This window comes from Agrobacterium sp. 22-223-1 (assembly GCF_053522385.1).
Genome location: NZ_JBNWCN010000005.1, coordinates 241545 through 254555, shown reverse-complemented (window position 1 = coordinate 254555; position 13011 = coordinate 241545). Strand labels below are relative to the sequence as shown.

The window sequence follows — 13011 nt, the reverse complement described above, 5'->3', positions numbered from 1 at the left end:
GGTCCCCCCGTTATTTTTTGTAGTTCACACGCCAGAAGTCCTGCCAGGTTTCACGCGCATCCCAGTCTTCAAGGCTGGTCGCCATGCTGTAGGGCAGAATGTCATCGAGAACGGCGCCGATACCCGACGGCTCATCCGCAGGCAGGCTCACCTCTTTGTTGGTCGACATCTTGCCGTCGATCGCCTGCGGCGCGATGCCTTCGGCGGTCATGATGTAGTGAATGAAGAGCTTCGCCGCATTCGGGCTGTTCGTGCCCTTGGTGATCAGCCCGACACCCGGATAGAGCCAGCCGACCCAGGGTTTCAGCTCCTTGCAGAGGCCGAGTTTCATGCCCTTCTCGGCATTGTCGCGGAACTTCGCCGAGCTGATGAGACCCATGAAGGGCTCCTTCTGGCCGGGAGCGCCAACTGCTTCGGCAGCGGCCGCATCGGCGTCGGTCAGCAGCGGAGCGTTGGCGGCAAGCGCCTTCACCCAAGCCGCAGTCGCGCTCTTTTCCCCGGTTTCGAGGTCCTTGCCGTAAAGCGCCTTATAGGCCGCCTTCACCTCGCCGTCGCCGTGGCTGGCCATCTGGTTGAACCAGTCGACATAGGAGGCCTTGCCGAGCGGATCCTGCATCGCCACCTTGCCCTTCCACTTCGGGTCGGTCAGTTCCCAGATATTGGAAACGGGGCATTTGTTGAAAAGCTCGCTGTTATAGGCCCAGACATTGGCGCTGGTGACGACGGTAAGCGGGTCCTGATATTCGGGGGGAATATTGCCGGCCATATCCGGCGGCAACCAGCTTTCGACGAAACCGAGCGGAATAAGCTGCGCCATCGCCGCAGGCGCATCGCTGATGATCGAGACATCGCCCTGAATATTGTTGGCGCGCGCCTCGCGGATGATCATTTCCAGCTGGGCCGAAGCCTTCACCTTCGCGCCCTCTGCGCCGACACCATATTTTGCCGCGAAGTTCTTCGCCATTTCGACGATCTTGCCCGTGCTGTCATAGACGGTGATCGGCTTTTCCTTTTTCGCCGCCTCGATCAGGGCATTGAGGTCGAAAGGCTCTCCCGCCTTCGCCGCGCCGCCAAGCGTTGCGGCGATCGCCGTTGCGCATAACAGCCGGCTCAGGCCCGTCATTGTCCGCTTCATACTGCTTCTCCTTCAGCCGTCTCGGCGGCGTTTTCAGTTGTAGGTGCTGTTGCGCAGAACGGCGTCCGCCTCGGTGATGCGCTGCCCCCTCACGTCAAAGGCGTGCAGGGCCTCGGGCGGCACGTGGAAAAACACGCGGTCGCCACTGTCGATACGCGGCAGGGAATGGGTGGTCAGGAACAACGTATGGTTCTCGCTTCTGAGTTCGAGAATCCAGCTACCGCCGGTCGGTAGTACGCCGGTCACCGTCATTTCGCCGGAGAAGCTGCCCTGCGGTACATCCTCGAACTTCATCGCATAACCCATCGCCTCTGGCCTCATGCCGATCGAGGCGATGCCGCGCAGTTGCGGATAACGCGTTGCGAAATAGGCTTCCGCCCTGTCGGCTATATCCGACACGCCGGGCTGGCCGAAGGTCAGGATGTTGATCGGCGGGCTTCCCACGAATTCGGCGACGAAACGATTGGCCGGACGGTCATAGATATCGTTCGGCGTGCCCATCTGCTGCAGTGTGCCCTCGTTCATGACGGCGATGGTGGTGGCAAGCGTCATGGCTTCCCACTGGTCATGCGTCACGAAGACGATGGTGGTCTTGAACTCCTTGTGCAGCCGCTTCAGCTCGGCGCGCATTTCCAGCCGCAGCCGGGCATCCAGATTGGAGAGCGGCTCATCGAGAAGCAGAACGCCCGGATTGACCGCAAGCATGCGGGCGAGCGCCACGCGCTGCTGCTGTCCGCCGGAAAGCTGCGACGGATAGCGGTCGCGATATTTGGCGATATCGAGCGCCTGCATGACGCGCTCCACCCGCGCTTCCCTCTCCGCTTTCGGCAGCTTGCGCAGGCGCAGACCGAAATCCGTGTTGCGCTCAATGGTCAGATGCGGCCACAAAGCATAGCTCTGGAAGACCAGACCCATTTCACGTTTTTCCGGCGGCACGAAGATGCCTTCGGTAACGGAATCGATCACCCGGTCGCCGACGCGGATTTCCCCGCCGGAGAGGTTTTCAAGGCCGGCGATCATGCGCAGCGTCGTGGTCTTGCCGCAGCCGGAAGGGCCGAGCAGACACATGAACTCGCCGTCGCGAATTTCGAGATCGAGATCGGAAACCGCATTTGCGGAATTCACACCGTAGTTTTTCTGCGCACCGCGCAGGTTGATGGTAGGCATCAGCTTCCAAGTCCTTCTGCAAGATTTGTGCGGGTCAGCTTCTGGGCCAACAGCGTGCCGAAATAGGCGATGGCGGCGATGATCAGCACCACGGCGTTGGCGGCCTGCGTGTAGTGATAGTCGACCAGCCGCAGCGAATAGGTGGTCAGAACATCCGTGCTCGGCACGGCGAGGATCACGAAGAGGCTCAAGCCCTTGATGCCCGAAATGAAGGGCAGGAGAACCCCGGTCACCAGCGATCCCTTCTGGATCGGAATGACGATGGAGATCATGCGGCGGAACCAGCCCGCGCCGGCGATCTGCGCCGCCTCTTCCGGATCCTTTCCAAGCTGCGTCATTGCTGAAATGCCGGCGCGCGAGGCATAGGGCATCTGGTCGGCAATCAGCGCCAGGATGAGGATCGTCACCGTGCCATAAAGCGCCGGCATCGGCCCGCGCGGAACGGCAAAGAGCGACAGATAGGCGGCGGCAAAAGCGATGCCGGGCACGAGATAAGGCAGGAACGTCACCTGTCGCAGATAGACCGACAGGGCCCGCACCGGTGTGCGGATGACGACATAACCGACAAGCAGGCCGAGAATACCGGATGTGAGCGAGGCAAGACCGACGATCATCATCGTGTTTTTCGCGGCTGCCCACAGATCGGGGCTCAGGAGCACGCCGGTCTGCAAAGCCACCGTGTTGAGATTGCTGCCGATCCAGTAATCGAGCGTGAAGTTGTCGAACGTGAAGCGGGCTGGCATTTTCATGACGGTCGAGAGCGCCAGCGTCAGAAGCGGCAGACCGACGCTGAGGATGAAGATGGCAGCCGCAAAGCCGGTTGCCGGAAGCCGCATCTTTCCGAGACGGCTCTGCCGGTTCATCGAACCCTTCGAACCGATGGTCACGAAACGGCGGGCTTCGCGAACGAGCCGGGCGTCGATCATGAGCGTGATGATGCCGATGAGCATGATCGAGGCCGCAACGACGCCGGCAACGCCGGTCTGGCGCGAAGCGATGCTGCGGAACAGCGAGGTGGACAGGACCTCGAATTTCACGGGCAGCCCGAGAACATAGGGCACGCCGAATTCACCCAGGCACTTCGCGAAGATCAGCACCATGGAAGAAAGCAGCGCCGGGCGCATCAGCGGCAGGATGACCTGCAACGCCACCTGATAACGATGGGCGCCGAGAATGCGGGCGGAATCTTCAAGCTGCGAGTCGAAGCGGCGAAGCGCCGAGCCGAACAGCAGGATGACGAAAGGCGTGTAGTGCAAGGCAAGGATAATGGTGATCGGGAAACGCCCATAAGCCACCCAATCCGGCGGAGTGAGCCCTATCGCCTCGAACCAGCCGGGCTGACCGCCAACGGTGCGATTTTTAAACAGCGTCGTCCAGGCAAGCGCAAAGGTCCAGGCCGGCAGCATATAAGGCACGATCAAGGCGGTGGCGAACCAGCGACGGCCGAACATGTCCGTCCGGCTGATAAGCCAGGCAAGCACGGTGCCGATGACGAGCGAAAGCGCAATCGCCCCGAATGCCACGGTCAGCGTATTGAAGAGCGGACGCCAGAAAAGATCCGATGCGACAGGCGAAAAAAACGCCCTGTCGAGATAATAAAGCGTGAGATCGCCGACATCCTTGCCGAGACGCCGTTCGTGGCCGAACTGGACGCGGACGGCGTCGAGAATGATCGAAATGATCGGAACGACGATCAAATAGGTGAAAAGCAGCGCCGTCAGGACGCCGATCAGCGTCGTCGGTTCCCTGAGCGCGACCTTGAGACGATACCGCCAGGCCTGCCATGCCGAAGGCGCGGTCGCCGGGGGACTTCCCAGCGCCTCCGCCTTCGTCGATTCGCTTAAAAGAGCCATTATCTCTCCCCATATGGCCACGCAATTGCCGCCACACGCCGGCAAGCACCCGCCTTCGCGCGACCCGCAGAACAGGCGGCGCGTGCGTTGACCTTCAGCAATGCGTCAATGCTTCACAAGCGGGCGTCCAGCCCACAAATAACGATGATCCAGCTCCTCCCGAAAACATCGCCGGCAAGGCCGATGTAGAATAAAAATTCCATATCTTCCTTGACCTTGGAATGCATGATCCGTCTTAAAAGACATTTTGTCAATGAAAAAATGCACACGTGATCACTAACTTATTTATTTGTTTTAAAATGGTTTTTTGTCACAAAACTGTAATTTTTGAACGAGCTTGCGTGGGAAATGTTTTTTCCCTGCATGGCGACAATGGAACGGATGAGACATTTTCCTGGAATGCGGGCGGCCTTTTCTCAGCGTGGCCGAGCGCGGGTGAAAAATTTCAATTGGAATAGCCGACATCATATGGCCTGTGATATCAGGCATAGGATTTCGCAACGGGGGAGTTGAATGGCGAGAGGGTTCGTGACGGCCGAAGAAGTGGCGAAAAAGGCCGGGGTTTCGCGCTCCGCCGTCTCGCGTACCTTCACACCCGGCGGCAGCGTATCGAAGGCCGTCCGGCGCAAGGTACTGAAAGCCGCGCAGGAACTCGGCTACCGCGTCAACCGGCTGGCGCAGGGCCTCAACAATGACCGCTCCAATCTCATCGGGGTCGTCGGCGCCAACCTCAGCTCCCCCTTCATTTCAAAGCAGCTCGATCTCCTCAGCATCGGCCTTCTGCGTCGTGGCCTGCAATGCCTGCTGCTAAATGCGGCGGATGCCCGCAAGGACATTGCGCCGCTGATCGAGCTTCTCTTCGAATTCCGTGCGCAGGCAATCGTCGTTCTCTCCGGCGAACCGCCGGCCTCGATCGTCGATGAATGCATCGCCAATGGCGTGCGGCTCATTCTCATCAATCAGCGTCTTGATCGCACCGATACGAACATGGTGCTGAGCGACGATTCGCGCGGCGCCGATCTTGCCGCCATGCGGCTTGTGGAAGCGAAATGCAAAAAGGTCGCGGTCATTTCCAGCGGCAGCCAGACGCCGGCACAGTTGCGCCGCGCCGCCGCCTTTACCCAGCGCATGACCATCGAAGGCATCGAGGTCGTTCCATGGTCCGGCGGGCCGACGAGCTATGACAGCGGTTATCAGGCCGGCTGCGAGTTGCTATCCGACAAGACGATAGACGGCGCTTTCTGCGTGACCGATCTGCTGGCGCTCGGTTTCATGGACGCCGCGCGGCTGGAAATGGGCCGCCGGGTGCCGGAAGACATCTCGATTGTCGGCTTCGACGATATTCCGCAGGCGGGCTGGAAAAGCTACCAGCTGACCACCGTTGCCCAATCCTTCGACGCATTGACCGAGAAGGTTTTAACCGCGCTCGATAGCGATGAGCCGGAAACCCGGCTTCAGGTCGTACCCGTTTCCATGGTCGAGCGTATCACCGCGCGCTAGAGCAAATGCATTCCGGGCATAAGCCGTCATGCGGCTTTACCATATCCCCTAACCGACCTGCTTGATGCGGCTTTCGATAAGAAGGCCGCTTTCATCGAGGATCGGATGGGCGACGGCGGCAATATGGGCGTTGATGCGTTTCAGATCGCGCAACATGTCGAGATGCACCGAGCTGGTCTGAATGCTGTCAGTCCGCCCGTCGCGCAGGCGCTGGAGATGGCGCTCCGACGACTGCTTTTCGAGGCGCCGCACATCTTCCTTCACCTCCACCAGCCGGCGTGCAAGCGCGGCATTGCGGGTTGCGAAGACGGATTGCGCCATGCGGATATTGTCGAGAGTGACGGTAAAAAGACGCTCAAGCTCGCTCTTGCCATCATCGGAAAACCGCAGTCCGAGATCGATCTTCTTGGCGATTTCCGGGCGGATGCCTTTCTCGATGATATCGCCGATATGTTCGAGATTGATGGCATATTCGACGATATCCATCGCACGCCTCTGGTCTTTCCCGCTCAAGCCGTCCTGCCCCACCTTCGAGACATAGACCTTAATGTCGTGCTGTATCCGGTCGACCCGGCCTTCCAGCGCGCTGATATCATTGAGTTTCGCAACGTCGCTGTCACGCATGGCTTCGCCCGCCTGCCGCAGCATGCGCTCGATCAGATCGCCGACGAGAAGGACCTCGCGGCTCGCGCCAGCAAGGGCGGCAACCGGCTGATCGAGATCGTGGTTGTCGAGATAGCTGCGATGGCTTTCGCTTTTCTCTTTTTCCGGAAACAGCGCCGTCGTTACCCGCAGCAACAGCGGCGAGAGCGGCCAGGCGATGGCGGCGACGGCCAGGTTGAAGAAAAGATGCGCATCGACCGCGAGATTGGCGTGAAAAAAAGGCGACATCTCCAGCAGCGCAGCGCCATATCCGGCAAGAGGCAGCGCCGCGAGACAGCCGATTGCCCTGACGATGAGGTTGCCGACGGCCACCCGGCGCGCTGCAACCGGTGCTCTCAGCGTCGCCAGCACCGGCGGCACCGCGCCGCCGAGATTGGCGCCGAGCACCAGAACGATCACGAGGCTCGTTTCAACCCCGCCGCTTGCGGCAAGCGACAGGATAAGAACGACAATCGCCAGACTGGAGGAGGCGAGCGCGGCCAATACGGCGGAGAAGATCAGCGCCACCGGCCAGGCATTGCCGAGCATGCCGATGAAGAGACCGAGCGCCGGCGATTGCCTGATGGGATCCGTTGCAGCCGAAAGAAGATGCAGCGAAAGCAGCATCAGGCCGACACCGGCGAGCGCCGCACCGGCCCCCTGCCGTTGCACCGATTTTCCGCGTGACAGGACAACACCGGCAAGGATGAGCATCGGCGACAGCCAGCCAAGCCCAAGCGCCACAATCCAGGCGGTCATCGCCGTGCCGACATTGGCCCCGAGCAACACGATCTGCGCCATGGCCGGCGCGATGAGGTCCTTTTCGACGAAGGAGGCGACCATCAACGCCGTGGCGGTCGAACTCTGCAGGGCGATTGTCGCCACGAGACCGGCGATGAAAGAACGAAACCCGCCCCGCGTGCCGGCCGCAAGGCCGATGCGGAGCCGGGCGCCGAAGGCGCGCGACATTCCGTCCTTGATTTGCCCAAGGCCGAAAAGCAGCAGCGCCACTGCGCCGAACAGATTGATGCTGACCACGACAGATTCCATCGGATCACCCCGCTTGTCATCCTCGCCGCCGGTCTGGGTTCAACCCCAGCATGGCGGCCGCGCTTGTTGCAAACACCTCAGATCAAACCGCAACCCGTTCATGTTGCGGTACAAGCCCAAGCTCCAGATCGCGCGGGCTGCCTTCGGCACGCTCGAGAAACAGGCCGAGGGCTCCGAAGAAGATTTCGAGAAAGCTTTCGACCGAACCGTCGTGATGATCCGGCTCCCGGCCGAAGCGCTCCGCCAGCGTTCGGTAAAGGGAAAGCCGTTGCGGCGCGATGTGCGGCAGTGCCAGGCCTGCGCCCTGGCGCAGGCAATACCAGTCGGCAATCAGCTCGAACATCGGCAGGTCCAAGGACAGGACGGCTGCATCAGACGAAGATCGGCCTTCCCCTCCAAGCAGGTTGAGAACCTCCCGAACGCTTTTATCGGCGATTGCCGTGACGACCTCGGCCGGCCATTCCTTGGGGAAATAACGGTGCCTGATCAGCGCCCGCTTGTGGCCCAGCAGAAATTCACCGTAATTGCCAGCGGTAAAAGCCCGGTCGGTCGCCTCGCCCGTCAGTGCGGTTTCCTGTGCATAACCATCGCAAATGCGGCCATTGACCGGCAGCGCGGCCATCTCCACCGTCTCGACAAGGATTGCCTGCCGCGACGGGTGGACGACCTTGAAGGCGGGCGGAAAGGCGACGAGCGACGGCACGGCGATATTGGTGAGCGAGTTTTCACCTTCCCCGCGCCGGGTCACGCCTTCCACGTGCAGGTGCCCGCTGAAATGGACGGCAAGCCCGGCCTGTAACAGCGCATCCTCCACCGCCTTGCGCGGCGTGCGGCGCACGACATTGGTTTCACCGAACAGGGCACCTTCCGCACCGCTTGCGCCATCGAAAGGATCAAGCGCCGGATAGTGGGAAAAGCCGAGCAATGTCTTGCCGTGCAGCTCCGCCCTGCGGCGCACATCAGCGATCCAGTCGATGAGGAAGGGCTTGCAGCGCAAAAGCGCATTCCAGCCACCGGAGGTGCTGTCGATAAAAGCCGCCTCCTCGCCCGCTTCGAACTCACCATCGAGCGGCTCGAAAATATTGGCGTCGATCATCAGCAGCCACAGGCCCGGCTCCGGCTCGACCAGATAGGAGGCATCCATCAGGCGGTAGACATTGCGCCCATCGGGTGAGCGCACCGCGTACAGCCGATCCTCAGGCGCATCGGAAACACCGAAGGGTGTTTCCCAATGCAGATAATCCGGCTGGCGGAAATAACCGAAAGCCGCCATCGGGCCAAGACCTGCAGGATAACCTTCGCAATACATCCCGTCGCTCACGACAACGCGCTCACCGGCCCGCCGGGCATCGCTTGAAACGGAAAGGCATTTGCCGTTTTCCGTCAGAAACTCCTTGGTATGGTGCCGGCCGCACGGGCCGAAAATATCGTGGTTTCCGGGCAATGCGTAGAAGGCCGTGCCGTGGGCGTCGCTGTGGCGTTGCAGGATGCCCTTCAGCATTTCGGTCGTCACCCGTTGGCCATCATCGGTATAGTCGCCAAGCAGCACCACATGGCGAATGCCGCGCTGCCGCACCTCCTCCAGCGCCGCATGCAATGCATCGGCGCTTTCGTTGAAAACCCGGGTGGATTCACGCGTATCCGACCAGCTGCGCATGGTGATGCGCTGACCGTCGATTTCGATGCCGGGAAATCCGAAATCGGCTGCCGTGTCATGGAAATGCGCGTCGGCGATGACGGCAACGGAGGGAAGCGTGCGTGTCAGCATGATTGAGCGGTCTTTCTGCCCTCGACCATGTCGATCCAGTCGGAAGCACGGCGGGCGGCGGCGTAAAGCATCGGTTTCGGCGTCTCGAACCATTCGTCAGGCCGTAATTCCCGTTTCGTGCGGATCACGGCCAGCGCATCGTCGATGGTCGGATAGAGATCCGGCTGCTGCTTGTGCAGGAAAAGCGCCACCAGTGAGACGGAACGGCTGCGGCCGCTGCGGCAATTGACGAGCACATTGCCGCCATCTGCAAAGGGATAGGTTTCCCGCTTCGGCATGGTCTGGCGAAGCGCGCCGTCGAGAATGTAATAGGCGCCCAGCATCATGGTGTCGGGGCTGCCCTCGCCATCGATAAGGCCCAGCTTGTAATAACGGATATCGCCATAACCCACGGCGCGCCTGTCGCCCTCTTCCGCCACCGCCTGCACGAGATTGATATCCAGATTGACGGCGCAATTGACGACAGTGGTGATGCCATGCCGGCGCAGGAGCCCGAGATCGCTCGCACCATCGCTGCCGCCAATGTAAAGCGCGGCATTGTGCGGGCCGAGCCCTTCCGCAATCAGGCTGATTGCGGGCCGGGCATAAACGGGTCCATCCATTTCATTCCTCCACATGCATGAAGCACGAGGCCCCCTCAGCGAAAGGGCCTCCGCCATAAATCACGCCGATACCGCCCGCGGACGATCCGACAGCTGCCGCGCGGCGAGCGCTATATTCGATGCCTGGCTGACGCCTTTGGAAACACCGGCGGCTGCGGCCAGCACCGGCCCGCCCTCCCGGAGACTGCCGATCTCCAGAAAAGGGCACACATCGCCGCCAGCTTCGCTGACGAGTAGCAGCCCCGCAAGACAATCCCATGAATTCATGTGCAATTCGAGATAGCCATCGGAACGGCCATCAGCCACATAGGCAAGCGCCAGCGCGCCGGAGCCGGCCCGGCGGACATTGGCGCCCATATCGAGCAGGTTCCTGACGACATCGAGATAGGTCGCATTCGCGATGCGGGTGGACCACCCCATCTCGATCGAAGCGGCATCGAAGCGCTCCGTTTCCGCAGTCCTGATCGGTTGCCCGTTGCGCGTCGCTCCCTCGCCGCGGCGGGCGAAATAAAGCTCGCCTAGGGCGGGACTATAGATCGCCCCGATTTCGGTCTGGCCGTTTTCGACATAGGCGATGGAGATGCAGAAATGCGGAATGCCACGGGCAAAATTGGCGGTGCCGTCGATGGGATCCACGACCCAGACGCGCTCACCGATCTCGCCGCCGCCCTCTTCTCCGAAAAAACTGTCTTCCGGGAAAGCGGCCATGATCGCGCCGCGAATATGCGCTTCGGAGGCAGCATCCGTCACCGTCAGAAAATCCTGCGGCCCCTTCATCGAAAAGCTGCGCGTCGCCTCGCCCTGAAAACCTTTCAGCACCAGCTCCCCGGCGGAAAGAATAACGCTGCGGCACAATTCGGCACGCGCCGCCAATGTATCGGGATAGTGGATCGAATCCATGCGCAAGAACCATTTCTCAAAGTTTGAACACGCGTTCATATTGCACGCGCGTTCAAACTTTTCAAGGGGCGTTGAAACGGAGCTGATGAACATTGGAAGCGGGCGAGCCGATCATGCCAATTCGATGGATTCGCCGCAACACGTAGCATGAAGCAAAGGGCTTCCTCCCTGATCAGGAATATCCCCGCTGGAAACATTTAATACTGAAAACATTGGAATGTTGCGAAACGCAGCGCCTGCATCTTGCGGTTGATGTAGTTGTCTGTCGGTTAACCCTGTGTATTTCCAATGATGTAACGGGAATTATGTTACGAATGCCGCTCTGTACTTGAAGAGCCATGAATGAAAATACTGACCGCCACACAAAAACTGCAGGACTTCATGTCCGTCCGGTCCGACAATCCTGATCTGCTGAAAGCACAGTACCGCGCTTTCACCCGACAGATGCCGATGATGTATTTCATCCTGCTTTCAAGCACATGGGCGCTTGCCGTGACGCATATGCGATTGGCGCCGCCTTGGCTCACCGTTGGAGTTCCCGCCCTCTTCACACTCGGCTGCACGCTCAGGGTCGCCTTCTGGTGGAGGACGCGCGGCATGGATCCCGAACCGCGGGTGGCGCATGCAGCCCTTCGGCGCACGAATCGCCTCGCTGCCGGCATCGCCATGGCATTCACGCTCTGGTCTTTCCTGCTGGTGCCCTATGGGGATGCCTATACGCAATCCCACGTCGCCTTCTATATGGCGATCACCGTCATTTCCTGCATTTTCTGTCTGATGTATGTGCGTTCGGCCGCCTTCATGGTGACGCTCATCGTCAATGGCGCCTTCATCGCCTTCTTTCTGGCGTCGCAGCAACCGACATTTGTTGCCATCGCCATCAACGTTTTGCTGGTCTGCACCGGCATGATGTCCATTCTGCTGACCAACTACCGCAATTTCGAGCGCATGGTCATTTCACAACAGCGCACGGAAGCGCTCAGCAACGAAAACCTGCTGCTTGCCAATATCGACAGCCTGACGGAACTGCCCAACCGCCGCGCCTTTTTCGCCCATCTTGAGGCCGAGCTCGAAAAGGCCAGGGCAAACGGAACCCGGCTGGCGCTGGGTGTCATCGATCTGGACGGGTTCAAGCCCGTCAACGATCTTTACGGACACTCCGTGGGAGACAGGCTGCTTGTCAATGTCAGCAAACGCCTCACCGCCAATCTGAAAGCCAGCAGGGCCTTTCGGCTGGGCGGTGACGAATTCGCCATCGTCGCCCCGATCATACCGGATGACGCGCAACTCGTCGCAAATGCCAATGCGATCTCCGAGCAGTTGAGGGCGCCTTACCATATGCCGGAGGGCACCGTGCATGTTTCCGCTTCCATGGGAATTGCCGTGTTTCCGAACCTCGCCTCAACGCTTGAACAGCTTTTCGACAGGGCGGATTATGCCCTTTACCACGCCAAGAAAACCCGGCGTGGCGATGCCGTTCTGTTCGATGCGGAGCACGAAAAGCAGATCAATATCGAAGCCCGCGTCGAGCACCTGCTCAAACAGCGGGATATGGAAAACGAGCTTTCGGTCGTATTCCAGCCGATCGTCGATATACGCGACGGAAGAACGGCAGGTTTTGAAGCGCTGGCGCGCTGGCACAGCCCGGTTCTCGGACATGTGCCGCCTTGCCAGTTCTTCCCCATCGCCGAGCGAGCCGGCATCGTCGGTTCGCTAACGCGGCCGCTTCTCAAGATGGCGCTCGCCTCCGCAGCCAAGTGGGGACCCTCCCTGCGCCTGTCGTTCAATCTTTCGGCCCAGGACCTCAATTCCCATGAGGGCGTGCTTTCCCTGCTCGGCATCATCGAGAACAGCAGCTTCGATGCACGACGGCTGGACCTTGAAATTACCGAGACGGCTTTTGCCCATGATTTCGAACAGGTCAGGCAATCGGTCGAAATGCTGCGCCGTCTCGGCTGCGGCATATCGCTGGACGATTTCGGCACCGGCTATTCCAGCCTGACACGACTGCATGCATTGCCGCTGACCAAGATCAAGATCGACCGCAGCTTCGTCACGGACCTGCACGAAAAACCGGCCAGCTACAAAATCGTGAAATCCCTTCTCACCCTCAGCCGCGACATGGGACTGGAATGCGTGGTGGAAGGGGTGGAAACACCAGCCGAGCTTACCGCACTCCAAGGCCTCGGCGCCACGCTGGTGCAGGGCTATATCTATGCGCCGCCGCTTCGGGAAGAGGATGTCGGTGCGTTTCTTTCGGGCCAGGCGAGTCCCAAACATCGCACCAAATCCACAGCTCTCAAAAATCCAAACAAGGCCTGGTGGTAAGCTCCGATGCCCTCTCCAAGTAAAACTTCCCCAGCGTCGGAATAGACATCACCGATGAGCCAACCT

9 protein-coding genes are annotated in these 13011 nt (G+C 60.1%); 2 read left to right on the top strand and 7 right to left on the bottom strand.

The window, feature by feature from the left end:
• Positions 1-10: 10 nt before the first annotated feature.
• The 3 genes from ACQZ60_RS20395 to ACQZ60_RS20385 are packed head-to-tail and all read right to left on the bottom strand — an operon-like array spanning position 11 to position 4155.
• On the bottom strand, positions 11-1135 hold the full coding sequence (locus tag ACQZ60_RS20395) for an ABC transporter substrate-binding protein (protein WP_448736004.1): 1125 nt from the start codon (positions 1133-1135) through the stop codon (positions 11-13).
• A 33-nt stretch (positions 1136-1168) separates the two neighbouring features.
• Positions 1169-2302, bottom strand: coding sequence for an ABC transporter ATP-binding protein (locus ACQZ60_RS20390; RefSeq protein ID WP_448736003.1), 1134 nt, complete (start codon positions 2300-2302; stop codon positions 1169-1171).
• Positions 2302-4155, bottom strand: a complete 1854-nt coding sequence (locus ACQZ60_RS20385; protein ID WP_020811110.1) for an ABC transporter permease — start codon at positions 4153-4155, stop codon at positions 2302-2304. Before ACQZ60_RS20385 ends, ACQZ60_RS20390 begins: the two co-directional genes overlap by 1 nt.
• Before the next feature lie 513 nt (positions 4156-4668).
• Here ACQZ60_RS20385 and ACQZ60_RS20380 point away from each other — a divergent pair.
• Positions 4669-5655 carry a LacI family DNA-binding transcriptional regulator gene (locus ACQZ60_RS20380; protein ID WP_220318211.1) on the top strand — a complete coding sequence of 329 codons (987 nt, stop codon included), beginning with the start codon at positions 4669-4671 and terminating at the stop codon, positions 5653-5655.
• Positions 5656-5703: 48 nt separating this feature from the next.
• Here ACQZ60_RS20380 and ACQZ60_RS20375 read toward each other — a convergent pair whose 3' ends face one another.
• From ACQZ60_RS20375 to ACQZ60_RS20360, 4 genes are all read right to left on the bottom strand, one after another.
• A complete protein-coding gene (locus tag ACQZ60_RS20375) occupies positions 5704-7347 on the bottom strand; it encodes a Na/Pi cotransporter family protein (RefSeq protein WP_448736002.1) in 1644 nt (547 codons plus the stop codon).
• 82 nt (positions 7348-7429) lie between these two features.
• Positions 7430-9115 carry a metallophosphoesterase family protein gene (locus tag ACQZ60_RS20370; protein WP_448736001.1) on the bottom strand — a complete coding sequence of 562 codons (1686 nt, stop codon included), beginning with the start codon at positions 9113-9115 and terminating at the stop codon, positions 7430-7432.
• Positions 9109-9717, bottom strand: coding sequence for a dual specificity protein phosphatase family protein (locus ACQZ60_RS20365; RefSeq protein WP_174058629.1), 609 nt, complete (start codon positions 9715-9717; stop codon positions 9109-9111). The genes ACQZ60_RS20370 and ACQZ60_RS20365 overlap by 7 nt, the downstream gene beginning before the upstream one ends.
• A 60-nt stretch (positions 9718-9777) precedes the next feature.
• Positions 9778-10617: an inositol monophosphatase family protein gene (locus ACQZ60_RS20360; protein ID WP_304983093.1), complete on the bottom strand. Its 840-nt coding sequence runs from the start codon at positions 10615-10617 to the stop codon at positions 9778-9780.
• A 342-nt stretch (positions 10618-10959) separates the two neighbouring features.
• Here ACQZ60_RS20360 and ACQZ60_RS20355 point away from each other — a divergent pair, with 342 nt between their 5' ends.
• Entirely contained in the window at positions 10960-12945 is a 1986-nt protein-coding gene (locus tag ACQZ60_RS20355; RefSeq protein WP_448736000.1) for a putative bifunctional diguanylate cyclase/phosphodiesterase, read from the top strand.
• Positions 12946-13011: the final 66 nt, after the last annotated feature.

What these genes read in the sequence shown, in the direction of transcription:
- ACQZ60_RS20395 (WP_448736004.1), bottom strand. Translation starts at nt 1,135, where the DNA reads ATGAAGCGGACAATGACGGGCCTGAGCCGGCTGTTATGCGCAACGGCG.
- ACQZ60_RS20390 (WP_448736003.1), bottom strand. Translation starts at nt 2,302, where the DNA reads ATGCCTACCATCAACCTGCGCGGTGCGCAGAAAAACTACGGTGTGAAT.
- ACQZ60_RS20385 (WP_020811110.1), bottom strand. Translation starts at nt 4,155, where the DNA reads ATGGCTCTTTTAAGCGAATCGACGAAGGCGGAGGCGCTGGGAAGTCCC.
- ACQZ60_RS20380 (WP_220318211.1), top strand. Translation starts at nt 4,669, where the DNA reads ATGGCGAGAGGGTTCGTGACGGCCGAAGAAGTGGCGAAAAAGGCCGGG.
- ACQZ60_RS20375 (WP_448736002.1), bottom strand. Translation starts at nt 7,347, where the DNA reads ATGGAATCTGTCGTGGTCAGCATCAATCTGTTCGGCGCAGTGGCGCTG.
- ACQZ60_RS20370 (WP_448736001.1), bottom strand. Translation starts at nt 9,115, where the DNA reads ATGCTGACACGCACGCTTCCCTCCGTTGCCGTCATCGCCGACGCGCAT.
- ACQZ60_RS20365 (WP_174058629.1), bottom strand. Translation starts at nt 9,717, where the DNA reads ATGGATGGACCCGTTTATGCCCGGCCCGCAATCAGCCTGATTGCGGAA.
- ACQZ60_RS20360 (WP_304983093.1), bottom strand. Translation starts at nt 10,617, where the DNA reads ATGGATTCGATCCACTATCCCGATACATTGGCGGCGCGTGCCGAATTG.
- ACQZ60_RS20355 (WP_448736000.1), top strand. Translation starts at nt 10,960, where the DNA reads ATGAAAATACTGACCGCCACACAAAAACTGCAGGACTTCATGTCCGTC.